At 37.4% G+C, this 24,563-nt stretch carries 21 protein-coding genes and 1 pseudogene; 20 read left to right on the top strand and 2 right to left on the bottom strand.

What is annotated here, in order from left to right; translation table 11 throughout:
- Positions 1–71: 71 nt before the first annotated feature.
- From nrfD (ACO05S_RS11145) to ACO05S_RS11125, 5 genes and pseudogenes are all read left to right on the top strand, one after another.
- Entirely contained in the window at positions 72–1,451 is a 1,380-nt protein-coding gene (gene nrfD, locus ACO05S_RS11145; RefSeq protein WP_421918093.1) for an NrfD/PsrC family molybdoenzyme membrane anchor subunit, read from the top strand.
- A 4-nt stretch (positions 1,452–1,455) separates the two neighbouring features.
- Entirely contained in the window at positions 1,456–1,977 is a 522-nt protein-coding gene (locus tag ACO05S_RS11140) for a DUF3341 domain-containing protein (protein WP_421918092.1), read from the top strand.
- Positions 1,978–1,994: 17 nt separating this feature from the next.
- Entirely contained in the window at positions 1,995–3,158 is a 1,164-nt protein-coding gene (locus ACO05S_RS11135; protein ID WP_421918091.1) for a hypothetical protein, read from the top strand.
- 23 nt (positions 3,159–3,181) lie between these two features.
- On the top strand, positions 3,182–3,763 hold the full coding sequence (locus ACO05S_RS11130; RefSeq protein ID WP_421918090.1) for a c-type cytochrome: 582 nt from the start codon (positions 3,182–3,184) through the stop codon (positions 3,761–3,763).
- A gap of 250 nt (positions 3,764–4,013) precedes the next feature.
- Positions 4,014–5,522, top strand: a pseudogene (locus tag ACO05S_RS11125) (IS1634 family transposase).
- A gap of 294 nt (positions 5,523–5,816) precedes the next feature.
- On the opposite strand, the gene ACO05S_RS11120 reads toward ACO05S_RS11125, so the two are convergent.
- Positions 5,817–6,908, bottom strand: a complete 1,092-nt coding sequence (locus ACO05S_RS11120; protein WP_421918089.1) for a chorismate mutase — start codon at positions 6,906–6,908, stop codon at positions 5,817–5,819.
- A 719-nt stretch (positions 6,909–7,627) separates the two neighbouring features.
- Between ACO05S_RS11120 and ACO05S_RS11115 the strand changes: the two genes are divergently transcribed.
- From ACO05S_RS11115 to ACO05S_RS11105, 3 genes are read left to right on the top strand one after another with little or no spacing between them, the layout of a single operon-like run.
- Complete coding sequence (locus ACO05S_RS11115) at positions 7,628–8,563, top strand: 4Fe-4S dicluster domain-containing protein (RefSeq protein ID WP_421918088.1); 936 nt, start codon at positions 7,628–7,630, stop codon at positions 8,561–8,563.
- A gap of 50 nt (positions 8,564–8,613) precedes the next feature.
- Positions 8,614–9,954: an NrfD/PsrC family molybdoenzyme membrane anchor subunit gene (gene nrfD / locus ACO05S_RS11110; RefSeq protein ID WP_421918087.1), complete on the top strand. Its 1,341-nt coding sequence runs from the start codon at positions 8,614–8,616 to the stop codon at positions 9,952–9,954.
- 12 nt (positions 9,955–9,966) lie between these two features.
- Complete coding sequence (locus ACO05S_RS11105) at positions 9,967–10,887, top strand: c-type cytochrome (RefSeq protein ID WP_421918086.1); 921 nt, start codon at positions 9,967–9,969, stop codon at positions 10,885–10,887.
- Here the strand turns inward: ACO05S_RS11105 and ACO05S_RS11100 are convergent.
- Complete coding sequence (locus tag ACO05S_RS11100; RefSeq protein ID WP_421918085.1) at positions 10,884–11,021, bottom strand: hypothetical protein; 138 nt, start codon at positions 11,019–11,021, stop codon at positions 10,884–10,886. The two genes, ACO05S_RS11105 and ACO05S_RS11100, sit on opposite strands and share 4 nt — an antisense overlap.
- 28 nt (positions 11,022–11,049) lie before the next feature.
- Between ACO05S_RS11100 and ACO05S_RS11095 the strand changes: the two genes are divergently transcribed.
- From ACO05S_RS11095 to cmk, 12 genes are all read left to right on the top strand, one after another.
- Complete coding sequence (locus ACO05S_RS11095; protein WP_421918084.1) at positions 11,050–13,530, top strand: heavy metal translocating P-type ATPase; 2,481 nt, start codon at positions 11,050–11,052, stop codon at positions 13,528–13,530.
- 44 nt (positions 13,531–13,574) lie between these two features.
- Complete coding sequence (gene ccoS / locus ACO05S_RS11090) at positions 13,575–13,775, top strand: cbb3-type cytochrome oxidase assembly protein CcoS (protein WP_421918083.1); 201 nt, start codon at positions 13,575–13,577, stop codon at positions 13,773–13,775.
- Between the two features lie 4 nt (positions 13,776–13,779).
- Positions 13,780–15,924: a cytochrome-c oxidase, cbb3-type subunit I gene (ccoN, locus tag ACO05S_RS11085; RefSeq protein WP_421918082.1), complete on the top strand. Its 2,145-nt coding sequence runs from the start codon at positions 13,780–13,782 to the stop codon at positions 15,922–15,924.
- 84 nt (positions 15,925–16,008) lie between these two features.
- Positions 16,009–16,209 (top strand): cbb3-type cytochrome oxidase subunit 3, encoded by a 201-nt coding sequence (locus tag ACO05S_RS11080; RefSeq protein ID WP_421918081.1) that lies wholly within the window; start codon positions 16,009–16,011, stop codon positions 16,207–16,209.
- Positions 16,210–16,225: 16 nt separating this feature from the next.
- Positions 16,226–16,789, top strand: a complete 564-nt coding sequence (locus tag ACO05S_RS11075) for a cbb3-type cytochrome c oxidase N-terminal domain-containing protein (protein WP_421918080.1) — start codon at positions 16,226–16,228, stop codon at positions 16,787–16,789.
- Between the two features lie 101 nt (positions 16,790–16,890).
- The gene (gene ccoG, locus ACO05S_RS11070) at positions 16,891–18,291 is read left to right on the top strand and encodes a cytochrome c oxidase accessory protein CcoG (RefSeq protein ID WP_421918079.1); all 1,401 of its coding nucleotides are present in this window, start codon (positions 16,891–16,893) and stop codon (positions 18,289–18,291) included.
- 306 nt (positions 18,292–18,597) lie between these two features.
- Positions 18,598–19,044: a FixH family protein gene (locus ACO05S_RS11065; RefSeq protein ID WP_421918078.1), complete on the top strand. Its 447-nt coding sequence runs from the start codon at positions 18,598–18,600 to the stop codon at positions 19,042–19,044.
- A gap of 73 nt (positions 19,045–19,117) precedes the next feature.
- Positions 19,118–19,843 carry a sulfite exporter TauE/SafE family protein gene (locus tag ACO05S_RS11060; RefSeq protein ID WP_421918077.1) on the top strand — a complete coding sequence of 242 codons (726 nt, stop codon included), beginning with the start codon at positions 19,118–19,120 and terminating at the stop codon, positions 19,841–19,843.
- A 1,275-nt stretch (positions 19,844–21,118) separates the two neighbouring features.
- A complete protein-coding gene (locus ACO05S_RS11055; protein WP_421918076.1) occupies positions 21,119–22,018 on the top strand; it encodes a DMT family transporter in 900 nt (299 codons plus the stop codon).
- A 4-nt stretch (positions 22,019–22,022) separates the two neighbouring features.
- On the top strand, positions 22,023–22,529 hold the full coding sequence (locus ACO05S_RS11050) for a YkgJ family cysteine cluster protein (RefSeq protein ID WP_421918074.1): 507 nt from the start codon (positions 22,023–22,025) through the stop codon (positions 22,527–22,529).
- 146 nt (positions 22,530–22,675) lie between these two features.
- Complete coding sequence (porQ, locus tag ACO05S_RS11045) at positions 22,676–23,707, top strand: type IX secretion system protein PorQ (protein ID WP_421918073.1); 1,032 nt, start codon at positions 22,676–22,678, stop codon at positions 23,705–23,707.
- A 146-nt stretch (positions 23,708–23,853) separates the two neighbouring features.
- Positions 23,854–24,552, top strand: coding sequence for a (d)CMP kinase (cmk, locus tag ACO05S_RS11040; RefSeq protein ID WP_421918072.1), 699 nt, complete (start codon positions 23,854–23,856; stop codon positions 24,550–24,552).
- The last annotated feature ends 11 nt before the right edge of the window (positions 24,553–24,563 follow it).

Raw genomic sequence — 24,563 nt, 5'->3', positions numbered from 1 at the left:
ATGATAGATAAATAAATAAGCAAGAGTATAAATAATAAAATAAAGATTGAACTAATTATAAATCCACGCCTATGTATGTGTCGCCTATTAGAGAACCCCTTGTAACGGGGAAGAAGACCTACAAGAAAATAACGGACGAAATTTCCGCTCCTATCGAAGGCAAGCCGGGTAAAGCCTGGTATGCAGGAATCACATTAACGGTTTCTGCTTTGATGCTTGGTTTGGCCATGATGGCTTATACCATTTGGGAGGGAGTAGGAACCTGGGGACTAAACAAAACCATTGGTTGGGGATGGGGAATCACCAACTTTGTATGGTGGGTTGGTATTGGTCATGCCGGAACCTTTATTTCCGCAATCTTGCTTTTGTTCCGTCAGAAATGGAGAACCAGTATCAACCGTTCGGCCGAGGCAATGACCTTATTTGCTGTGATGTGTGCAGGGCTATTTCCAATCATTCATATGGGTAGACCTTTGCTGGCATTCTTTGTTTTTCCATATCCAAATACGCGTGGTCTTTGGGTAAACTTTAACTCTCCATTGTTATGGGATGTGTTTGCCATTAGTACTTACTTTACGGTATCTCTGCTTTTTTGGTATGTTGGTTTAATTCCTGATCTTGGCACCATTCGCGACAGAATGAAATCCAAATTCAAGAAATGGATATATGGATTGTTGAGTTTTGGTTGGACCGGATCGGCAAAGCACTGGCAGCGGCACGAATCAATTAGTTTGATTTTAGCAGGTTTGGCAGCTCCGCTTGTTCTTTCTGTACATAGTATTGTAAGTTCCGACTTTGCCACTTCGGTGATTCCTGGCTGGCACACCACCATCTTCCCGCCCTATTTTGTTGCGGGTGCCATCTTCTCTGGTTTTGCCATGGTGCTTACTCTGCTGATCATTACCAGAAAAGTTCTAAACCTTGAGAATTATATTACCATCGGGCATATCGAATCGATGAATAAGATTATTATAGCCACAGGATCAATTGTGGGAATTGCCTACATCACCGAGCTGTTTATTGCCTGGTATTCGGGAGTAGAGTATGAGCAATATGCTTTCCTGAACCGTGCTACAGGGCCATATTGGTGGGCTTATTGGATCATGATGACCTGTAACGTTATTTCGCCTCAACTGCTTTGGTTCAAGAAATTGAGGCGCAACCTGGTATTTACCTTTATCCTGTCCATATTCATCAATATAGGCATGTGGTTCGAGCGATTTGTAATTATCGTAACCTCTCTTCATCGCGATTATTTGCCATCAAGCTGGTCGATGTACGAACCTACAATGGTTGAAGTGGGGATTTTTATAGGAACACTTGGACTGTTCTTTACCTGTTTTCTTCTGTTTATTCGGGTATTCCCGGTAATTGCAATCGCCGAAGTAAAAAGTGTATTAAAGAGTTCGGGAGATCAAAAAGATAAATCGGAAACCAAAGAAAAACACTAGCGACATGAGGAGATACATTTCAGCATATTTCGAGGATGAGGAGAATCTTTTAAGGGCAACAAAAGATTTAAAAGAGAAACAGATGTCGATACAAGATGTTTTAACTCCTTTCCCAATTCATGGATTAGATCCGATATTAGGTTACAAGCGTTCCAGAATTCCGATAGTGGGCTTTATAGGCGGTGCCATTGGCTGTATTCTGGCTTTTGGGTTTCAGGCTTGGGTCTTTATTGTTGATTATCCTTTGTTTATAGGTGGTAAGCCACACTTAGCCATTCCGTCCTTTATTCCAATCACCTTTGAGTTAACCGTACTTTTTGCTGCTTTTGGGATGGTGTTTGCTTTCCTGATTCGTTCGAAATTAGGCCCTGGCGCTAACAATCCAATTCACGATGAAAGAATAACCGATAACCGATTCATGATCATTGTTGATTTGGATGAGGCAGGAAAGCAGGATGAACAGGTAAAAGAAATCCTCCTAAAGGAGGAAGCTCAAGAAATTAAAGTGAAAGAGATTGACAAATAACCTTCAAAATCACACAGATGGAAGATAAATATACTTTAAAACGAAAAACACAATATGGAATCTTATCCATAGCGGGCGTTGGGATTCTTTTGCTGATTTTGGGCTATGTTATCGAATTGCCAAGCAGGCAGGAATTGTGGGCTAATGTTTTAATCAACAACTTGTTTTTCTTGTTTATTGCGCTTTTTGGAGGAGTTTTTCTGGCTCTTCATAAAATTTCATATGCGGGGTGGTATACTGCCTTAAAGCGGATTCCCGAGGCCTTAACCAAATTTTTACCCATATCAGCAGCTTTAATGTTCCTGATCTATTTTGGAATGCACGACTTGTATCATTGGTCGCACGAAGGATTAAACGATCCTATTCTGGAAGGAAAAGCAGCTTATTTAAATGTTCCTTTCTTTTTTGCACGAATGGCTCTGTATTTTATTGGTTGGATTGGCTTATGTTATTTGCTTAGGAAAAATTCTCTTGATCAGGATTTAAATCCCGACTTGAAATATCACAATAGGGGTAAAATTCTTGCGGCATTATTTATGGTGTTTTTTGCCATTACAAGCTCTACAATGAGCTGGGATTGGATCATGTCCATTGATGCTCATTGGTTCAGTACCTTGTTTGGCTGGTTTATATTTATTGGCATGTTTGTATCGGGTATTGCTACAATCATATTACTGATAGCTTTCCTGAAGTCGCAGGGCTATTTGGAATACATCAATAAGGAGCACATTCACGATATGGGGAAATACTTGTTTGCCTTTAGTATATTTTGGATGTACTTGTGGTTCTCTCAATACCTTTTGATTTGGTACAGTCACATTCCCGAAGAAACCGTCTATTTTGTTCCTCGATTAAGAGATCATACTGTATTGTTCTTTACAGTTTTAATCATAAACTTCTTGTTCCCATTGTTGGCATTAATGACAAGAGATTCAAAGCGTAATTTAAAGTGGTTAAGCTTTGTTGCCACAGTTGTACTGATAGGGCATTGGCTAAATGTGTATATGCTCGTAATACCGGGAACCGTTGGAAAAACAGCTCAGATTGGTTTAATCGAAATAGGATTTGTAGCCTTGTATTTAGGAGGATTTTTATATGTTGTATTTACATCATTGGCAAAAACACCCTTGTTGGTTAAAAACGATCCTTTGCTCGAAGAAAGTTTCCATTACGAAACCTGATTTTATTTTTTAATGAATTGACTATGAAAAGATATAGACACAGAACGGCAATTGTGCTATTGTTGGCAAGTATGATGGCTTCCTGCGATAAGGATAACAACCATCCGGGTCATTCGTATTTTCCGGATATGCAGGATTCAAGAGCCTATGAAACTTATTCTTCCAATCCGAATTTTGCGGATGGAAAGACCTTAAGATTACCTGCCGAAGGAAGCATTCCAAGAGAGATGATTCCTTATGATTTTGAGAAAACTATTGAAAACAGAACTTGGGCTGGTAAGAATATCATTAATATCACAGATATGAGTATGAATGATGTAGATAGAGGCAAGGAGCTTTTTGGCATCTTTTGCATCAACTGTCACGGCGAAAAAGGCGACGGGCAAGGATATTTGTATACCAGTGGCAAATATCCTTACGAGCCAAAGAGTTTAATTACCGATGTACTGAAAAACACCCCACGAGGAGAGATCTTTCATGTGATAACGGCAGGTTACGGTGTTATGGGTGCGCATGGTCCACAAATTAAACCTGACGACAGATGGAAAATTATTGAATACATTAAGGTGGAGTTGCAGGGAAAGGAGTTGGGAGAATATCCCTAATTTGCTTAAAATGTGATAAAAAAAGCACTCCATTTAATGTGAAGTGCTTTTGATTTAATTTATGATGCGACTTTACTCATTTACAGTAAATCCTACCGTCTCAATTTTTTGAGCAATTTCTTCACGTTTAACTTTGTCTTTTTCCTGAGTTCCGCACTTTTTTCAGGCAAAAAGATTTAAGTCGCACTATTACAGGGTTATAAGTACTTTTTAGTTGGATGTTTGGGTGTCCCAGGCTTATATTTGCACTATGTTTGTGAGAAAAAAGAAGAACAATAGTGGTGTTGTCAGTGTGCAAGTCATTGATAAAAGCTCTGGAAAATACAAAGTGCTTAAAACTATCGGCAGTTCTTGTTCTGATACTGAAATAGAAACTCTTTACCAACAAGGACTTGATTATATCTCGCATTATGAAGGTCAACAATCTTTTGATTTTACAGTACAGGATTTCAAGTAAACCGTCAAACAAAGCATACGAAACATTTCAATTGAAGGTGTCCACCTGTTACTTGGCAGGATTTATAATGAAATTGGATTTGACACTGTTTGTAACGACCTTCTAAAACAATTAGTACTGGTTCGACTGTCGCACCCGGCAAGTAAGTTAAAAACGACTCAGTATTTACACAGATACTTTTCGATAAATATAAAAGAAGACAGGATATACAGGTATTTGGATAAAGTCTATTCTGATCACAAAGAAACGCTTCAGCAAATTAGTTATCATCACACCAAAAAGATACTTGGCGGTATCATCAGGGTTGTTTTCTACGATGTTACAACAATTTATTTTCAAATTGATGATGAAGATGATTTAAGAAAACGAGGCTTTTCCAAAGAAGGAAAACACCAGAATCCGCAAATCGTATTGGGGCTACTTGTTGGTATTGAAGGCTATCCGTTAGCATATGAAATTCATGAAGGCAACAAGTTTGAAGGCCATACAATGCTTCCCATTATTGATGTTTTTAAAGACAAATATGATCTGGATAAGCTAGTTGTTATAGCTGATTCCGGCTTACTCTCATCTTCTAATGTCAAAGAACTTCAGGAGAAAGGTTATGAGTTTATTCTTGGCGCACGCATTAAAAATGAAAGCAAGGCGATTAAAGAAGAAATACTCGCTCTGAATCTCAAAGATAAATCCAGTGCAATTATTCCCAGAACCGATGGAACAAACTTAATTGTCGGATATACTGACAGAAGGGCTAAAAAGGACAGGCATAATAGGGAAAGGGGGCTGATGAAGTTGGAGCAAAGGATCAAATCAGGTAAGCTGACCAAGTCATCGATAAACAATAGAGGATACAATAAGTATTTACAACTGGAAGGAGATATAACTATCAGAATCAATCATGGAAAATTTGAAGAGGATGCAGCATGGGATGGACTGAAAGGTTACATGACCAATACAACACTTTCAAAGGAAGAAATCATCAATAATTATGGCCAGCTATGGAAAATCGAGAAAGCCTTTAGGGTTGCAAAGCATGACCTGAAGATCAGACCAATCTACCATAGACTGCAAAAAAGGATTCAGGCGCTTATCACCATCAATTTTGTAGCCTATAAAGTTTACAAAGAACTTGAGAGGCAACTGAAGTTAAAAACAGACAAAATGAGTCCCGAAAAAGCCATCGACATCGCCAAATCAATCTATGCAATCGAAATCTCAGATCCCAAAACTGGCAACACTTTTAAAGAAACTCTACTTCTAAATGATGAACAAAAACATCTAGCTAAATTATTTGATTTCTAATTTGGGTGTCCCTGTGCGGAACTCAGGAAAAATTTGGAAAGAATAGCGTGCTATTTTGAGGAATTTTTAATGTGAAGATGTCGTAAAGAGAACTTTCCATTATGTGTTTGCCTGCTTTCGGCATAAATTTCCTCAAACCTTCTTGAAATATCCCGATATTCCTTCGAAAATTTGTGAAAATTTCAACTCAAAATCAGATCAAACTGTGAACGAATTTTACCTCGAACTCACGTTAATTAAAACCAATACAGATCCTGTTCAAATAAGAATACAAGAAGGTCAGAAACAAAGCATCTATCTATTCATTACATCATTTTGCCTTAGAATAGATTCCTTATGAATCATTCTCAAAAGCTTAGTGGTAAATTTCTCCGACAAACCCAGGCTTTTTGCTAATTCAATTCCTCTTTCCCGAACTTTCTCCCATCTCTGCAATTGAAGAATCGTTATATTCTTCTCTTGTTTGTATTCTCCGATTTCGTCAACAATATTAAGTCGTTGCGCAAGCAATTCAATAAGTTGAGCATCTATCGAATCAAGCTGATTCCTAAATTTTTCAAGCTGATCAATCTCATCCTCATCTATAACATGTAAGCGGCAAACCAAACCTCTTAAAAGCCTATTTAATTCTTCGGGTGTTATCTGTTGTTCGCCATCGCTTAAAGCTTTTTTTGGATTAAAGTGGCTTTCAATCATCAAACCATCCATGTTAAGATCCATAGCTTTTTGTGCCATTTCGTGAATGTACTTTGTGCTTCCTGCAATATGACTTGGATCACAAATGATTGGCAGATTATGAAAACGAGACTTTAACTCAATAGGAATTTCCCATTTTGGAATATTACGGAACCTTGTTTTCTCGAAGGGATAAAATCCCCTGTGAATGGCGGAAAGCTTTGTAATTCCAGCTTTGTTGATTCTTTCCAAAGCACCAATCCATAAATTAATATCAGGATTAATCGGATTCTTTACCATTACAGGAATATTCATCCCTTGTAATGCACTTGCCAATTCTTGAACCGAAAATGGATTTGAGGTTGTTCGTGCACCTATCCACAAAATATCAACATTGTGACGCAAACACATCTCAACATGTTTTGGAGAGGCTACTTCGACCATACTTAACAAACCGGTTTCCAATTTTACTGTATTTAACCATTGCAAAGCATCCAAACCTCTGCCCTCAAAGGAATTTGGCCTTGTTCTTGGCTTCCAAACTCCTGCTCTAAAAATCTGCACCTGCTTTGTATCATTCAAAGCCTTTGCTGTTGAAATCATCTGCTCCTCCGACTCTGCACTGCACGGGCCACTTATTACAATCGGATGGGTATCCAATTTTTTATTGAACCAATGATGTATAGCATTGATATTATCCAATCCACTCATATTATTAAAATTAAGCTGCACAAAATTACATTTTTAGTTAAGATCTAAAAAGACCTTTTAAACAATTGGCTTCGCCAGAATGTTATACCAGCAATCTCATGAAATAAGACTGGTTTTATGCAAGTATTTATATGCTTACAAACTGAGCACAACTGCTTCTGAAGCAACCGAAATACCACGAAATGTATGCACTATTCCCTATGATACAAGCACTAACCCATAGATACTTTTTATAAGCACATCTAGAAAATCAATAAACATTTAATATCCAAGCAATTGCACAAGTAGTGAATTATACCACATCTCCCTATAAATCTTGATTTTAGATCGTTTTATTAGATGATACAACACTTACAACCAGTCCAATACATTTACATTTCTAAATATATAAGTAGCTATTGCTAAACCCTTATAAAATCAACTAAAATGCTCATTTTCTTAACTTTAAGCCAAGCATCAATCAAACAAGTATTTAAACAATCAACATTCACTATCCTAAATATCTCAAATAGGTTTCGATATATTTCTTTATATTTGAACAACCACGCAATCGATGGTAGAACATAAAAACTTTAAACAAAAAGCCTTTAATGCTACTGAATTCGGAAACAATTTAGTCTTATTTAGAATCGTTTTAAAGTGCATCCTTATTACAAATTCATATCGATCTATTTATGGTCTGATCAGTTATATTTTTTGAAAACTAACCTTTAAGCATAATGAAAGAAGAAACATCAAACCACAGCAGAAGAAAATTCCTGAAGAGTTTTGGTATTTCAGTTGGTGCTGCAGGTGTTGTTAGTAGCTTTTCTTTGATTGGGGCAGCTAAAGCAGCAGCGAAAAAGCCAGCAGAAATGGTGAATTTACTAACACAAGATGGACAACTTGTACAAGTGGACAAAAACCAATTGCGCCCAACAGTTACTGAACCTCTTGATGAACTTCAAAAAAGGGGACGCGAAGGAATTCCTGGCAAATCATTTGTAATGGTTATCGATTTAGGTAAATGTCGTAATGCAAGAAAATGTATGTCGGCTTGTCAGAACCACCACCAGCTACGACCTGATCAGCACCATATTAATGTCCTTCAAATGCAAGATGCAGAGCACACGGCACCTTATTTTATGCCAAAGCCTTGCCAGCATTGCGATAATCCTCCTTGCACAAAAGTTTGTCCTGTTGATGCTACTTTTAAACGCCAGGATGGAATCGTTCTAATCGATAATGAAAGATGTATTGGTTGTAGATTCTGCATTGCAGCATGTCCTTATTCTGCACGTATTTTCCAATGGACAGAACCTAAGGATGCCGAAAAATACAAAGATCTTACCTATAATATAGAAGCGAACGTTCCTCAGAAAAAAGGAACCATTAGTAAATGCTTGTTTAGTGCTGACAGATTAAGGGTAGATAAGCTTCCTTCTTGCGTTTCTGCATGTCCAAATGGAGTATACTACTTTGGTGACCAAAACGAGGATGCAGTTACAAATGGTACCACAGGTGAAACGGTTCGTTTCTCTGAATTGATTAGAGATAATGCTGGTTATACCTTATTGGAAGAATTGGGAACCAAGCCCAGAGTATACTATCTGCCTCCTAAAAACAGAGCTTTCGAATTTAATGGAGATTTGTTAAACGAGGAAAATCTTCATTAATAAATATCAAAAAACAATAGATAATAATTTGCCCTAAATGACTTAATCTTATGAATGACTTACCAAAACAGAAAGAAACATCTCTTTCGTTTGAAAAAATAAAAAAAGACATTCTACATCCAATGCAAAACCACAAAGGTTTGGAACTTTGGATTGTATTTCTAATCACAGTAATTTGTGTTTGCGGTTGGGCCTATTACGTACAATTAAAGGATGGTTTAGGTGTTACCGGAATGCGTGATTACGTTTCGTGGGGATTGTATATCGCCAACTTTGTATTCTTTGTGGCCGTTAGTTTGGTGGGAATGTTAATTTCATCAATTCTTGGCTTGTTAAGAATCGATTGGATCACTCCTATATCCAGAATTGCCGAAATCATTGCTGTAGCTTTTGTGGCTGTTGCAGGTTTAGTAATTGTATTAGACATGGGGCGTCCCGACAGAGTTCTGAATGTAATTATTCACGGTCGTTTTCAATCACCAATTCTTTGGGATGTTACTGTAATTACAACCTACCTAACAGTGAGTGCATTGTTATTAATACTGCCAATGATTCCTGATTTGGCAATCTGTAAGCGTGAGTTGACAAAAGCTTCTCCTATTATGAAGAAATTGTACAATATTCTGTCTTTAGGATATATCAACACAGCTGAACAACACAAACATCTCCATAAGATGATTCGCACCCTCATGGTTCTTATCGTTCCTATTGGTCTGGCAATTCACACTGTTACATCATGGTTGTTTGCAGCTACTTTGCGAAATGGCTGGGATACAACCATATTTGGCCCATATTTCGTAGCAGGTGCATTTGTTGCCGGTTCGGCAGCCTTAATCATTGCCATGTATTTCTTTAGAGTAAACTACAAATTACAAGATTACATTACCGATTTGCAGTTTGATAAAATGGGTAAACTGATGGTAGCCGTTTGTTTAGTGTATCTTTACTTTAACCTGAACGAATTTCTAGTCCCCGGATATAAAATGAAAACAGGTGATGATATCCACTTGCAAGAATTATTCTATGGCAACTGGGCGATCATGTTCTGGGCTTCTCAATTGTTAGGAAATATCATTCCGATTATTTTATTGGTAAACAAGAAATTCAGAAAGCCTTTACCCATCATGATTATTTCACTATTTGTATTGGCTGGTGCATGGTTTAAACGCTATGTAATTGTTATTCCAACAATGCTTCATCCTCATTTGCCAATACAAAATGTTCCTGAAAATTTTGTGCATTACTATCCTACTGCAATCGAAATTTCGGTTACAGTTTTAAGTTTTGCATTGGTACTATTAATCATTACAGTACTTTCAAAAATCTTCCCTGTAGTTCCAATTGTCGAAACTGCAGAAAGCAAAGGAATTGAAGTTAAAATTGATGCCTAAACAATAAGAATCATGAAGAATACAATTAAAAATATAGCTGCTTTGCTCCTGATTTTTGTTTTCTCAGGCTCAATGGCAAATGCACAAGATTGGATCGTTCCAGCTTCCGCAAAAAAGAAACAGAATCCTTATGAAGCTACGTCTAAAAACATTAGCTCTGGTAAGAAAATCTATAACATACAATGTAAGTCTTGTCATGGCGATCCTACAATGGCAAATATGCTGCCTTTAGCCCCCGTTGCTCCAACAGATTTAGGAGCACAGAACTTTTTGGTTCAAAACGATGGAGAGATCTTCTACAAAGTAAATAAGGGAAAAGGAGCCATGCCGGCATTTGAAAAAACCTTAAGTGACGAAGACAAATGGATGGTAATCAACTTCTTGAGATCATTTGATAGAAACAAACAGGTAAAACAACAGGTAGCTGAAATTAAAAATCCAGAAGTTACGGATGTAAAATTAGAGCTTAAAGTTGATGACGCTGATAAAAAGATGTTAGCCAAATTAAGTGGTGTTACCAATAAAGGACAACGTGTAGGGCTGCAAGGAATCGAAATGAGTTTCTTGGTTAAGAGAAGCTTTGGATATTTAGATGTATCGGGCGAAGACCCTTATACAAACGAAAAAGGAGATGTTCAAATTCAGTTCCCGAAAGATCTTCCCGGCGACAGAGAAGGACAAGTTAATATGCTTGTTAAAGTAACTGATGATGCTTTCTACGGAAAATTGGAAGAAGCAAGAGTAGTTACATTGGGTGTTCCAACCGATCCGGTTAATCCTCTGGACGAAAGAGCAATGTGGGGAACCAGTGCCAATGCTCCAATTTGGATTATTGTAACTTATGTGGGCGGTGTTATTGCTATTTGGAGTATTATCTTTCTGGTATTATTCCAATTAATCAAACTCCCAAAATTGGCAAAAGGCAAAGACTAATCGTTTTCTTCATTTTCTTCCTTTTGGGATTTTGAAGGTCTTCCCAACTTGTAAAGAAGATATCCAATTCCAATCAGAAAATGAAGAGCGCTTATTGCAACAACGATATAAATTAAATTTGAATCTGTTCTCATAGTCAGAATTTAAATTACCCTCTGCAAGATGGCAAATATGCAGCAAGAAACAAAAAATCAAATTTGTGTGCACTGTGGCGACGACTGTGGTAAGCATCCTGTAATGTGGGATGGAAAACCCTTTTGTTGTAATGGCTGTTGTACTGTATATCAGCTTTTGCATGAGAATGAGCTATGCTCCTACTACGATTTTGAATCCAATCCCGGAATTAAAATTGAGAGCGCTAAATTTAAAGAGAAGTTTGCATTTCTGGATGAAGCAGAAATTGCCAACCAATTGTACGATTTCTCGGAAGGAAACATCCGTAAAATCACTTTATACATTCCGGCTATTCATTGCAGCTCTTGTATTTGGCTGCTCGAAAATCTGAATATTCTTAACCAGGGAGTATTAAGATCGGTAGTTAATTTTGTGAAGAAAGAGGTAAGTTTAACCTTCGATTCCGATCAAATAAGCCTTCGCCAATTGGCTGAATTGCTTTCTTCGATTCACTATGTTCCTGAAATTACTTTGGACATGCTTCAGCAAAAGCAAAACAAGGATGTCAACAAAAAACTGCTTTACAAAATTGGTATCGCTGGTTTTTGTTTTGGAAACATCATGCTTTTGAGTTTGCCTGAATATGTACCTGGAAGCGAATACCTTGAAACGCATTTTAAAGATTTTTTTGGAATGATGAATTTCTTTTTGGTGCTTCCCGTATTTCTTTATAGCGGTAACGATTATCTTGTATCTGCTTACAAAGCCATCAAGCATCGCTTTGTAAATATCGACGTACCGATTGCCTTAGGAATTCTAACATTATTCATTCAAAGTTCTTTCGAAATATTCTCTGGTACAGGTGCCGGATATATGGATTCCCTTACAGGATTGATCTTTTTTCTACTGATTGGTAAATGGTATCAGAACAGAACTTATCAGGCTTTATCATTCGAGAGGGACTACCGCTCGTATTTCCCTGTAGCTGTTAGTAAAATGGTGAAAGGACAGGAAGTAAGTACTCCAATCGAGAAATTGAAAAAGGGGGATATCATTCTGATCAGAAATCAGGAATTGATTCCTGCAGATAGTATTCTTACAAAAGGTGATGCGCAGATTGATTATAGTTTTGTAACCGGTGAATCGAAACCCGTTTTTAAGGAAGCCGGCGATCAGATTTTTGCAGGTGGAAAGCAAATGGGAAGTGCAATTGAACTAACCATAGAGAAAGACGTGGTTCAAAGTCGCCTAACACAACTTTGGAATCAGTTTGATGAAGAAAATACGGAATCCTCTAAGCTGAATTCTTTAATTGACAGAATTAGTAAGCATTTCACCTTAACCGTTATTGCCATTGCTGTGTTAAGTGGGATTTACTGGTTATTTAATGATACCAGTAAGGCAGTTTTTGCATTTACGTCGGTTCTTATTGTAGCCTGTCCTTGTGCATTGGCACTTTCTGCGCCTTTTGCATTGGGCAATACCATGCGACTAATGGGACGATTGGGAATTTATTTGAAAAGTTCTCATGTTGTTGAGAAATTAAACTCTATTACAAGTATTGTCTTCGATAAAACGGGAACCATTACCCAAGCTGATGAAATAAAAATTTCTTTCAAAGGTGAAAAATTGACAGCTGAAGATGATGTGGCAGTGAAGTCATTAACCAGACATTCAACACACATCCTAAGCGCCTCAATTTACGATCATCTAAAGGATATTAGTCCGGAAAATGTAGAAAATTATCACGAGCTTCCGTCTATGGGAATATCTGGTATCGTGAATGGCCGTGAGATCAAATTGGGCTCGGCAAAATTCATATCAGAAGGGATCGCTGAGAGTAAATCTCTAACAACAGAAGTATATTTCTCGGCAGATGGAAAGTTAAAAGGTCACTTTACTTTAAGCAATCAATACAGAGCAGGTTTATCAGACTTGATCAAAAATTTGTCATCAAAATATGATTTGCATGTTCTTACCGGAGATAATGATGCAGAAAGAGAGAATCTTGAAAAAATTTTCCCTGCCTCATCAAAACTTCGATACGATCAATCGCCCAATGATAAATTGGAATACATTAACCAATTGAAGAAAGATGGTAAAAAAGTATTAATGATAGGCGATGGACTGAATGATGCCGGAGCTTTAAAATCAAGTGATGTTGGCATTTCGATTGCAGATGATGTATATCATTTTTCTCCTGCATGTGATGCAATTCTAGAATCTGCAAAGTTCTCTGAACTAAAGCGATTTTTAACCATCACAAAAAAGAGCCTTGGAATTGTTAAGCTAAGTTTCCTGCTATCGTTTTTGTATAATTTTGTCGGCCTTTATTTTGCCATTCAAGGGATTTTATCCCCAATTGTTGCAGCATTGTTAATGCCAATTAGTTCGGTTTCGATTGTAGCATTTACAACCATAACTACCAATCTAATTGCAAAAAGTAAAGAATCAGAATATAATATTAGAAATAAGAAAAATACAGAACAGAAAACCTATATCTCGGCAAAATCTGTTCAACTAAATTAATAACAAGCTAATAGCTAACAGCTAGAGGCTTTAAGCTTTTAACTATGAGTGTTTTGTTCGTTTTAATCGGTGTGAGTATGTTAGTTGCAGGAGGATTCCTAATTGGATTTCTATGGGCCGTTAAAAAAGGACAATACGATGACTCCTACTCTCCTTCGGTAAGAATTTTATTCGATGATAAAGAGAAGAATTCAGAAGAACTATCAGATCAAAAAAATACAGCAAAGAAGAACCATAAATCTTAATTTAATGGAAACACAACACTTTTCGTACGATAACAAAATCGTTAAATATTTTGCCTACGCTACCATACTTTGGGGTGTAGTGGGAATGTTGGTAGGATTACTGGCAGCATTACAGCTTGCTTTTCCTTTTTTTAATTTTAATTTGGAATACACCACATTCGGGCGAATTCGTCCGATCCATACCAATGCGGTAATATTCGCATTTGTTGGGAACGGTATTTTTGCAGCAGTGTATTATTCGTTGCAGCGATTACTAAAAGCCAGAATGTTTAGCGATAAACTGAGCTGGATTCACTTTTGGGGATGGCAGGCAATTATCGTTTCTGCAGCAGTAACATTTGTTCTTGGTATCACTACAAGTAAAGAATATGCCGAGTTGGAATGGCCTATCGATATCGCAATTACTATTATTTGGGTAGTATTTGGATGGAACATGTTTGGTACAATTCTGAGACGTAGAGCTGATCACCTATATGTTTCCATTTGGTTCTACATCGCCACCTTTGTTACAGTTGCTGTGCTTCACCTTGGTAACTCCATTGAGCTTCCATATAGCTGGATTCAATCCTACCCGGTTTATGCCGGTGTTCAGGACGCTCTGGTACAATGGTGGTACGGACACAATGCAGTGGCATTCTTCCTAACCACTCCTTATTTGGGATTGATGTATTATTTCTTGCCAAAGGCAGCTAATCGTCCGGTATACTCATACCGCTTATCAATTATTCACTTCTGGGCATTGGTATTCCTTTATATCTGGGCTGGCCCTCACCACTTGTTGTATACTGCTCTTCCTGATTGGGCTCAATCATTAGGTGTGGTATTCTCGGTGATGTTGATTGCCCCTTCGTGGGGAGGTATGTTCAACGGTTTGCTTACCCTTCGTGGTGCCTGGGATAAAGTTCGTGACAGTGCAACTTTGAAATTTATGGTGGTTGCCGTTACAGCTTACGGTATGTCAACTTTCGAAGGGCCAATGATGTCGTTAAAGTGGGTAAACTCGCTAACACATTACACCGACTGGACAATTGCTCACGTACATATAGGTGCAATGGGCTGGAATGGATTCCTAACATTTGGTATGCTTTACTACCTGTTCCCTAAAATGTGGAAGACCAAACTTTATTCAGAGAAATTGGCAAATGCTCATTTCTGGATGGGTACTTTAGGTATGATTTTTTATGCATTGCCATTGTATTGGGGAGCAGTAGTTCAAACTTTAATGTGGAAAGAATTTACTCCTGACGGACTATTGGCTTATCCTAATTTCCTTGAAACAGTTACACAGATACTTCCAATGTACCACGTTCGTATACTAGGTGGATTATTGTACTTTGCCAGTTTATTCTTAATGGTTTACAACCTGTTTAAAACTGCTGCTTCGGGCAAATGTGCCGACAACGAAGAAGCTTCGGCTCCAGCCTTGCATTCTCCTAAGAAACGCGAAAAAGGTGAAGGATGGCACCGTTGGTTGGAAAGAAAACCGATTCAGTTTATGATACTTTCTACGGTAGCAATTTTAATTGGTGGTGCTTTCGAGATTATTCCTACTTACCTGATTAAATCGAATGTGCCAACCATTGAAAGTGTAAAACCATATACGCCACTCGAATTACAAGGGCGCGACATTTATATCCGTGAAGGGTGTAATACTTGTCACTCACAAATGGTTCGTCCATTTAGATCTGAAACAGAGCGTTATGGCGAGTACTCTAAAGCCGGTGAGTTTGTATACGATCACCCACACCTTTGGGGATCGAAACGTACCGGTCCGGATTTGGCTCGCACAGGTGTACCTGGAGGAAAAATGTACAAAACCAATGTTTGGCATTACAACCACATGTTGGACCCACAGAAGATGAATGCTCAGTCCATCATGCCTAAGTATCCTTGGTTGATTAAAGATGAACTGGATATTTCATCCACTCCGGCTAAGATTAGAGCGATGACCACACTTGGAGTTCCTTACGATGAAGCTCCTTATCCTCCTAATTACGATCAGGTAGCAAACGATGACTTGAAAAAACAAGCCCAAGAAATTGCTGCTGATTTAAATGCAAATGGTGTTGATGTAAGCAGCGACAAAGAAATTATTGCTTTGATTGCCTACCTGCAGCGCTTGGGTAGAGACATCTCAGTAAAAGAATAATATTAGATGTGAGATTTGAGATATTAGAATTTAGACTTTCCACCTTTCTAATATCTCATATCTGGCATCTCAAATCTAAATAATATGAAATTAGTTAGTCATTACTTACAAGGTATAGCAGATGTGGGCTTCTTTCCCAGTATCTCGCTACTGATTTTTTTTCTGTTTTTTGCAGGAATGGTTTGGTGGACTTTTAAGAAAAGTAACAAGGCCTTTTTTACACAAATGGAAAGCTATGCTCTTGATGAAGATGATGCCGATTCTTCTGAAATAAATAATAATTGACCCTAAATCTATAGCAATGGATAACGATAAATATCTTGAAGAAAACAAACACCTGATTAGCGACCATGATTATGATGGTATCAGAGAATTGAATAATCCTATGCCAAAATGGTGGCGTTACTTATTCTACATCACAATTGTATTTTCTGCTGTTTACATTTTCCGCTATCATGTATTCGGAGATGATCTGCAAATCGATGAGTACAATAAGGAAATGGCATTGGCAGAAGCAAATAAACCAAAACCTAAGTTTGATGAAAACGCATTGGTATTGATGACAGATGCCGCAAATCTTGCTAAAGGAAAAGAAATTTACGACAAAAACTGTATTGCTTGTCATGGTGCCGTTGGAGAAGGAAATGCTATCGGACCCAACCTAACCGACAAATACTGGATAAACGGTGGTACCTTAAAAGATGTATACCAAATTATTAAAGTAGGTAAACCATTGAAGGGAATGTTGGCATGGCAAAATCAACTATCTCCTGAACAAATGCTGCAAGTTTCTAGTTATACAATGAGCTTACAGGGAACTAATCCTCCCAATGCAAGAGAAGCTCAGGGTGAGCTTGTTGAGTAATACAGTATTAAAATACTTAAAATGCCTTAAGTACTTAAAGTTCTGGTTTTAAATTACAAGCTCAGATACTTTAAGTACTTATAACTTACAATAAACAAAAAATGACTTCTGAAAATCCTTACAACACTTATCGTGATCAGCTAGCCACGCTTAATGATAGTGGAAAGCGAAGATGGGTTTATGCACAAAAACCCAAAGGTAAACTATATAACTACAGAAATATAGTGAGTTATACTTTGCTTGCGCTGATGTTTGGATTGCCTTTTGTAAAAATAGGCGGTGAACCATTGTTTCTTTTAAATGTTCTGGAAAGAAAATTTATTCTATTTGGTGTAAGGTTTTGGCCTCAGGATTTTCACATCTTTCTTTTTTCAATGATCACTTTATTTGTGTTCATCGTGTTTTTTACCGTTAGTTACGGAAGAATTTGGTGCGGGTGGACATGCCCGCAAACTGTTTTCATGGAGTTCATCTTCAGAAAAATCGAATATTTAATCGAAGGGTCACATCAGGAACAAAGGAAACTGAATGCCCAATCGTTTACCTTCGAGAAATTTTGGAAGAAAAGCTTAAAAACAATTGTATTTTATGCCATTTGTTTCCTCATCACCAACACATTCCTGAGCTATATCATTGGAATTGATGAATTGTGGAAAATCATAAATGAACCGATATCTGAGCATAAGGTTGGATTTACTGTGGCTTTGGCATTCTCGGGAGTCATGTACTTTGTATTTGCCAAATTAAGAGAACAGGTATGCGGAATGATCTGTCCTTACGGCAGATTGCAAGGTGTATTGCTTGATTCAAATACCATAGTGGTTGCCTATGACTACAAACGAGGCGAAGAACGTGCTCCACTGGAAGCTGGTGAAGATCGCGAAGCCGAAGGCAAAGGTGATTGCATCGATTGTTATCAATGTGTTGATGTTTGTCCTACAGGTATTGATGTTCGCGATGGTACACAATTGGAATGCATCAACTGCACTGCCTGTATCGATGAATGTAATTCGGTAATGGAATGGGTGGGAAAACCCAAGGGACTGATTCGTTTCGATTCTGAAAAAAACATCGCCGAAGGCAAAAAGAACAACTGGCCTGTTCGTAAAATTGCCTACACCGTTGTTCTTACCGCTTTAATTGGTGTTGTTATTGGTTTGTTTGCCTCAAGAACCGATTTGGAAGCAATCATTCTGCGTACACCGGGATTAATGTATCAGCAACAGGATCACGGCAATATCAGTAACATGTATAGTTTTAAGGTGGTAAACAAAACTACCCTGGAAGTACCAATTCACTTTAAAATTATGGATCACAAAGGTGAGATAAAGGTAATTGGTGAAGACTTAAAAGCCGATGCTAGCTCAATAAAAGAAGGCGTATTTTTTGCCATTCTTCCTAAGTCGGCAGTTAAAGGTGATCAAATACCGATTAGCATTGGAGTTTATGCTGATCAGAAATTAATTGAAGAGGTGGATTTAACTTTTGTTGGACCGAATTAATACCAGTTTTATTTTGAAACGAGCAGGTTTAAAATAATTACAAAACATACACGCTATTGATTGTTTAGACCTTGTGGCTTGCATCTGACAAATGGAAGAAACATATAAACAACTAAACGCATCACTGGCAAGATTCGGAACTCTGTGAAGAACATTATCTATGATATTGCAGTAAGAGAGCCTTGCAAAAAAGAACAAGTCTGATTTCGTGGTAATGCCGGAATAAGATAAAAGTATCAAGTGCAAACTAGGGGGAATAGTAATTTTTCTTGCGAAGCGATACTAAAATCTAAATATTAAAAGGAAATGAAGAAACTAAGTTGGGGTACAAAACTGGGAATTATGGCATCGCTATATGTTATTGGTGTATTAATTTTTGTTGGATTTAGTACAACACAAAAAATAAACCTGGTATCGAAGGATTATTATCCTACCGGGGTGAAGCATCAAGATAAGATCAATAAGATAAGAAATGCACAACAATTGGAAAACCCCGTTACGATTAAACAGGTAGGAAACAATATTGAAATCACCTTTCCCCTCGGTATGAGATCGGGTGTAAAAGGTGACATTATTGTGTACCGACCTGCCGATTACGATTTGGATTTGAAATACAAATTGGCTTTAACCGATAGTGGTGTTCATGTAATTAGTACAGATGAACTGTTACAAGGACGATACACCATTAAATTAGATTGGGTTTATAATGATGTTGCTTACTATAAGGAAGAGGCAATTTATTTGAGTAAATAACGTGAGTTCGATGTAAAATAGTAAGCTAAGCACAAAGAACTTAGTGCACAGTGTGCTTAAACAGAACAAACATATGGTATATATATCAGCATTAACATTAGGACTTTTAGGAAGCTTTCACTGCATTGGAATGTGTGGACCTATCGCATTGGCAATTCCATTAAAAACCGATTCGTGGTTAGCAAGAATATTTGGGGGCGTTTTATACAATTTGGGCAGAGCCATTACCTATGCAGCGATGGGAGCCATATTTGGCCTTTTGGGTCGCGGCTTGGTGATGAGTGGTTTTCAACAATGGGTATCTGTTATTATGGGAGCCATCATGATTCTTTCGGTAATCACCCCATCCATCTATAAAAATCGATTCAATGCCGATAAAGGCATATTTTCTTTCGTTGGGAAAGTAAAAATGTCGTTGGGAAAACTATTTGCGCAACGAAGCTACGGAGCCTTGTTAATGATTGGCTTGTTAAACGGATTATTACCCTGTGGATTGGTTTACTTTGCCATTGCAGGAGCTATTGCAACAGGATCATCCGTGGGTGGTAGCCTTTTCATGTTTATATTCGGTTTGGGCACTTTGCCCATGCTCCTGGCAATTTCCCTTATCGGAAACATGATTACATTGGAACTGCGCAAAAAAATAAGCAAACTTATTCCCTATGCAATTGTATTTATTGGCGTGCTATTCATACTTCGTGGATTAAGCCTTAACATCCCATATTTAAGTCCACCGGAAAAAGCAATGACGGTTCCTATTGAAGAAGCTCAGCAAGAAGAACCTTCCTGTTGTCATTAAGATTACCCGTAAAGCACATCTATTTTGTTGGAATACGCATGAACCCAATTGCGAAGAGCACAAACTTTGCTGTTGAGACAATGAAAGCTCTTGGCAAGAACATGCAAGCATCTGAAATAGCAGAGCTGTTTGAGTTTGGGACGATTCAAAATGTGGATCTCTTTGGTAAACCATTAATACCCTCGCGCAAGTAAGAGCATCAAATGCCTTTGAGATGAAGGATATGCTCTCCTTACTGAATTTTATCTGCTTTGTTAAGAATAACGTGAGTTCGACTTAAAATTCTATCCACAGAAAGTTAGATTTGCATTAAAAATTTGGAAAGAATAGCGGGCTATTTTGAGGAATTTTTAATGTGAAGATGTCGTAAAGAGAACTTTCCATTATGTGTTTGCCTGCTTTAGGCATAAATCTCCTCAAACCTTCTTGAAATATCCCGATATTCCTTCGAAAATTTGAGAAAATCTCTACTCAAAATCAGATCAAACGAACGAATTTTACGTCGAACTCACGTTAAGAATAAGAATTACAAGAGTATAGGCACTCTTACACTAAGAGTGTATGCCTACTGAGTGTAAGAGTGCCTGCACTTTGAATGTCAAAGTGTATGCAGTTGTCGAGTCAAAGTGTATGCAGTTGTTGGGTCAAAGTGTATGCAGTTGTCGGGTCAAACTACTCGCAGGTAAGAAAAGAAAGTAATTCCTCACTGTTTATTGAAGTGGAGATTTTTGTTTAGCGAAAGAGTGTATTCGCATGGGATACGATCTCCAAAATTTCGTTGTTAATTGTAACAGCATTGCATGAATTATTTTGGGTGCTTTCTAAAATGAAAACAATCGTGAAGGTATTCGCCTAAGCTCCACTAAAAATATTGTCACAGTTTGCACTGATTTTAAGTAACGTGAGTTCGACGTAAAATTCTATCCACAGAAAGTTATATTTGCGATAGATTTGCATTAAAAATTTGGAAAGAATAGCGTGCTATTTTGAGGAATTTTTAATGTGAAGATGTCGTAAAGAGAACTTTCCATTATGTGTTTGCCTGCTTTAGGCATAAATTTCCTCAAATCTTCTTGAAATATCCCGATATTCCTTCGAATATTTGAGAAAATTTCTACTCAAAATCAGATCAAACTGTGAACGAATTTTTCCTCGAACTCACGTTAAGTAGAAATTACATAGACCTACTTGCGATTAACTTGTTGGAATACACATTTGCCCGAAAGCTCAAAATAAATCAGTATTTTCGCCTCAAAATATTCAAGCCAATCGAAAATGAACAAACAATCTCTTGTGGTGTATGCCAGCATTGTAATGGCAATGCTTTTTTGGAGTTTCTCTTATGTATGGGTAAAAATAGTGTACCTGGTGTACAATCCTATAACAACTGTATTGCTGCGTCTTATCATTTCATCCTTTCTTTTATTCATTATCGGTAAAAGCTTAAACCGTATTCAAAGCATAAAAAAAGAAGACAGATTGCATTTGATCCTATTGGCTTTTTTTGAGCCATTCCTTTACTTTTTAGGCGAAAGCTTAGGCTTAAAGCTTGTATCCTCAACTCTTGGAGCAGTAATCATTTCTACCATTCCCTTATTCTCTCCTTTCGGAGCTTACTTGTTCCACAAAGAGAAAATCAGTTCAAAAATTGTATTGGGAATAATATTTTCGGTAATTGGTGTGGGTGTAATCATCTTTAACAAAGAATTCAATTTGGTGGCCTCGCCTTTGGGAATTGCATTAATGTTTTTAGCCGTGGCAGCAGCAGTAGGCTATTCCATTGTACTTAAAGGTTTGGCTTCGAAATACAGTCCGCTTACGCTGATTTCCTACCAAAACTTAATTGGCATCGCTTTCTTTTTACCACTATTTCTAAGCTTTGAGCTGAATCACTTTTTAAGTGCTCAACCCACTTTAAAAGTATGGATCGCTTTGATAGAGTTGGCTGTTTTTGCTTCTTCATTGGCTTTTATTTTATTTACCTACGGAATCAAACATTTGGGCATCAACAAATCGAATGTCTTTATTAATGCAATACCCGTATTTACGGCAATTTTTGCATTTTTTGTATTGAATGAAACACTCTCATTCCAAAAAATGATCGGGATCTCAATTGTGATATCCGGTTTGTTTTTATCGCAGGCCAAACTAAAATTCTCAAAAGTTAAGAAGTAATTTCATGGGAAAAATAAAGATCGATTTAGAGCAATTGAAGGTAAAAGCCAATCAAACCGAGGCCGATACCAAAGAGTTTTTTGCCAAATTGAAAAAGAAAAAACCAAAACAACTTGATAAGATCGTTCACGCATTGCACGATGAGGTGTTTAAAGAATTGGACTGCCTGGAATGTGCCAACTGCTGTAAGAGCATTAGCCCCATTATTATCGATAAAGACATTGAAAGGTTGAGCAAGCATCTTCGCATGAAACCAGCAGATCTTATAAATCGGTACCTGGAAGTTGATAATGACAACGACTATGTTTTTCGAGAAGCTCCTTGCCCATTTTTAATGCCCGACAATTACTGTATGGTTTATGAGAACCGTCCAAGAGCCTGCCGCGAATACCCTCACACCGATCGCAAACGCTTTTATCAGATTTTAAATCTTAGCTTAAAAAATACACATTATTGCCCGGCAGTTTATGAAGTAAGCGATAGATTGAAGAAGAAAAAAGATCAATTGTAAGACTCGTTTCGAATCGGATTTATATCTTTAAATTCCATCTGCTCAATTTTTTTCCATTTGTAAGATGGAAGTCACAAGATCAAAATAATCATTACCGTGTATGTTGAACACTTATTTTTAATCATTCTCGTTTCATAACATTACAAATGAACAGAACACTAGTCATATGTCTCTTCCTAATGCTATCCGGCTTACAGACTTTTTCTCAATCTGCCGGCGAGAATACATATGAATTCCTGAATTTAGGAAGTTCTGCTCGTGTTGCTGCCCTGGGAGGAGACCAAATTGCATTGGGAAATGTAGATGCCGATTATGCTTTTTACAATCCCGCAGCCTTACACCCCGAATTGGATCAATCGGTGAATCTGAACTATGTAAGTTATTTGGCAGATATCAACTATGGGTATGCTTCATACACCAGAAGCTATAAGAACATTGGTACTTTCTCTTTGGGAATGCACTACGTAAACTATGGAGAATTTACCGAGGCCGATGTACAGGGTGATATCACCGGTAATTTTAAGGCCTCAGATTATGCTCTTTTTATCTGTTACGGAAAAGAAATCAATAAAAATTTGCGCATTGGAGTCACCCTAAAACCAATATACTCGTCGCTTGAAAAATACAAGTCCTTTGGTTTGGCAAGCGATTTGGCTGTAATCTACAATAGCTCTGATGAGCTCTTTAGAGCTTCAATACTTGCACGCAATTTTGGATATCAAATAAAAGCATATTACGGATCGCACAGAGAAGATTTGCCCAACGAAATTTTAATTGGAATGAGCACAAAACTACAGCATGCTCCTTTCGCTTTTGCAATTACCTATCGACATCTTGAAAAGTTCGATCAATCCTATCGATCAGAATTAAATCAAGTAGATAATTCTTTCACCAACCAATCTTCAGAAAACGGATTTATTGACAAAGCTGCAAAGCATTTAATTTTAGGAGCTGAGTTTCTCCCTAGCAAAAACTTTAGCCTTCGTTTGGGGTATAACTTTCAGCGAAGAGATGAACTTGGTGTAGATGAGAAGAAATCTACAGTAGGTTTTACTTGGGGATTTGGTTTAACGGTTTCTCGTTTCCGCATCAATTTCGCCTCGGCAAAATACCATTTGGCAGGCTCAAGCAGTCATTTTTCGGTAAGTACCCGACTTAGCAACTTTAATTTTAGGTAATTTCTTTATTCTTTAAGTCGCATTTCAATCGTTTACAGACGAGTACGTGCCTGAATCGTCTGCATTTTTAGATCGTGAAACCTATTATTGACCGATTTTCTTACTACTTTTGTACCCAATTGCAAAAAAAACAAGCAATACAACGAATGAATATATCTGAAAAGAAACTAATTATAGCCATTGATGGTCATTCATCATGCGGCAAAAGTACCGTTGCCAAAGATTTAGCAAAAAAAATAAATTACATCTATATCGATAGTGGAGCAATGTATAGAGTGATTACTCTATTTGCAATGCGAAACAATTTGGTGAAAAATGAAAAAGTAGACGAAAATAAATTAAGTCATTTAATCGATCAGGTTTCTATATCATTTAAGTATAATGACCGAAAACAAGGTCATGAAACCTACTTAAACAACGCATTGGTTGAAGATGAGATTCGTTCTCTCGAAGTATCAGATAACGTAAGCTTAATTGCAAAAATTAGGTTTGTACGCGAAAAAATGGTTGCTTTTCAGCGCGAATTAAGCAAAGATGGTGGCGTAATTATGGACGGAAGAGATATAGGAACAGTAGTGTTTCCGGATGCTGATTTGAAAATTTTTATGACTGCCGATGTTGAAGTAAGAGCAATTCGTCGTTATAAAGAATTGAAAGATAAAGGTGATACAGTATCTCTTGAGGAGATACGTGAAAATGTAAAGAAAAGAGATTATATCGACGAAAACAGAGATGAGAGCCCTTTAAGAAAAGCTGAAGATGCAATCGTGTTAAACAATAGCAAGCTCAGCAAAGAAGAGCAACTGGATTGGATTATTGCAAAGATGAACGAAGTCGTTAAATGACTGTAAAAGAG

The sequence above is a fragment of the Marinifilum sp. genome, from assembly GCF_965230805.1.
Taxonomy (GTDB): Bacteria; Bacteroidota; Bacteroidia; order Bacteroidales; family Marinifilaceae; genus Marinifilum.
Note: the sequence above shows the minus strand (reverse complement) of the source record. Positions and strands in the feature narration are given on the sequence as shown.

Bases quoted from the DNA above. Each gene is read 5' to 3' on its own strand.
- nrfD (WP_421918093.1), top strand. From the start codon at position 72: ATGTATGTGTCGCCTATTAGAGAACCCCTTGTAACGGGGAAGAAGACC.
- ACO05S_RS11140 (WP_421918092.1), top strand. From the start codon at position 1,456: ATGAGGAGATACATTTCAGCATATTTCGAGGATGAGGAGAATCTTTTA.
- ACO05S_RS11135 (WP_421918091.1), top strand. From the start codon at position 1,995: ATGGAAGATAAATATACTTTAAAACGAAAAACACAATATGGAATCTTA.
- ACO05S_RS11130 (WP_421918090.1), top strand. From the start codon at position 3,182: ATGAAAAGATATAGACACAGAACGGCAATTGTGCTATTGTTGGCAAGT.
- ACO05S_RS11120 (WP_421918089.1), bottom strand. From the start codon at position 6,908: ATGAGTGGATTGGATAATATCAATGCTATACATCATTGGTTCAATAAA.
- ACO05S_RS11115 (WP_421918088.1), top strand. From the start codon at position 7,628: ATGAAAGAAGAAACATCAAACCACAGCAGAAGAAAATTCCTGAAGAGT.
- nrfD (WP_421918087.1), top strand. From the start codon at position 8,614: ATGAATGACTTACCAAAACAGAAAGAAACATCTCTTTCGTTTGAAAAA.
- ACO05S_RS11105 (WP_421918086.1), top strand. From the start codon at position 9,967: ATGAAGAATACAATTAAAAATATAGCTGCTTTGCTCCTGATTTTTGTT.
- ACO05S_RS11100 (WP_421918085.1), bottom strand. From the start codon at position 11,021: ATGAGAACAGATTCAAATTTAATTTATATCGTTGTTGCAATAAGCGCT.
- ACO05S_RS11095 (WP_421918084.1), top strand. From the start codon at position 11,050: ATGGCAAATATGCAGCAAGAAACAAAAAATCAAATTTGTGTGCACTGT.
- ccoS (WP_421918083.1), top strand. From the start codon at position 13,575: ATGAGTGTTTTGTTCGTTTTAATCGGTGTGAGTATGTTAGTTGCAGGA.
- ccoN (WP_421918082.1), top strand. From the start codon at position 13,780: ATGGAAACACAACACTTTTCGTACGATAACAAAATCGTTAAATATTTT.
- ACO05S_RS11080 (WP_421918081.1), top strand. From the start codon at position 16,009: ATGAAATTAGTTAGTCATTACTTACAAGGTATAGCAGATGTGGGCTTC.
- ACO05S_RS11075 (WP_421918080.1), top strand. From the start codon at position 16,226: ATGGATAACGATAAATATCTTGAAGAAAACAAACACCTGATTAGCGAC.
- ccoG (WP_421918079.1), top strand. From the start codon at position 16,891: ATGACTTCTGAAAATCCTTACAACACTTATCGTGATCAGCTAGCCACG.
- ACO05S_RS11065 (WP_421918078.1), top strand. From the start codon at position 18,598: ATGAAGAAACTAAGTTGGGGTACAAAACTGGGAATTATGGCATCGCTA.
- ACO05S_RS11060 (WP_421918077.1), top strand. From the start codon at position 19,118: ATGGTATATATATCAGCATTAACATTAGGACTTTTAGGAAGCTTTCAC.
- ACO05S_RS11055 (WP_421918076.1), top strand. From the start codon at position 21,119: ATGAACAAACAATCTCTTGTGGTGTATGCCAGCATTGTAATGGCAATG.
- ACO05S_RS11050 (WP_421918074.1), top strand. From the start codon at position 22,023: ATGGGAAAAATAAAGATCGATTTAGAGCAATTGAAGGTAAAAGCCAAT.
- porQ (WP_421918073.1), top strand. From the start codon at position 22,676: ATGAACAGAACACTAGTCATATGTCTCTTCCTAATGCTATCCGGCTTA.
- cmk (WP_421918072.1), top strand. From the start codon at position 23,854: ATGAATATATCTGAAAAGAAACTAATTATAGCCATTGATGGTCATTCA.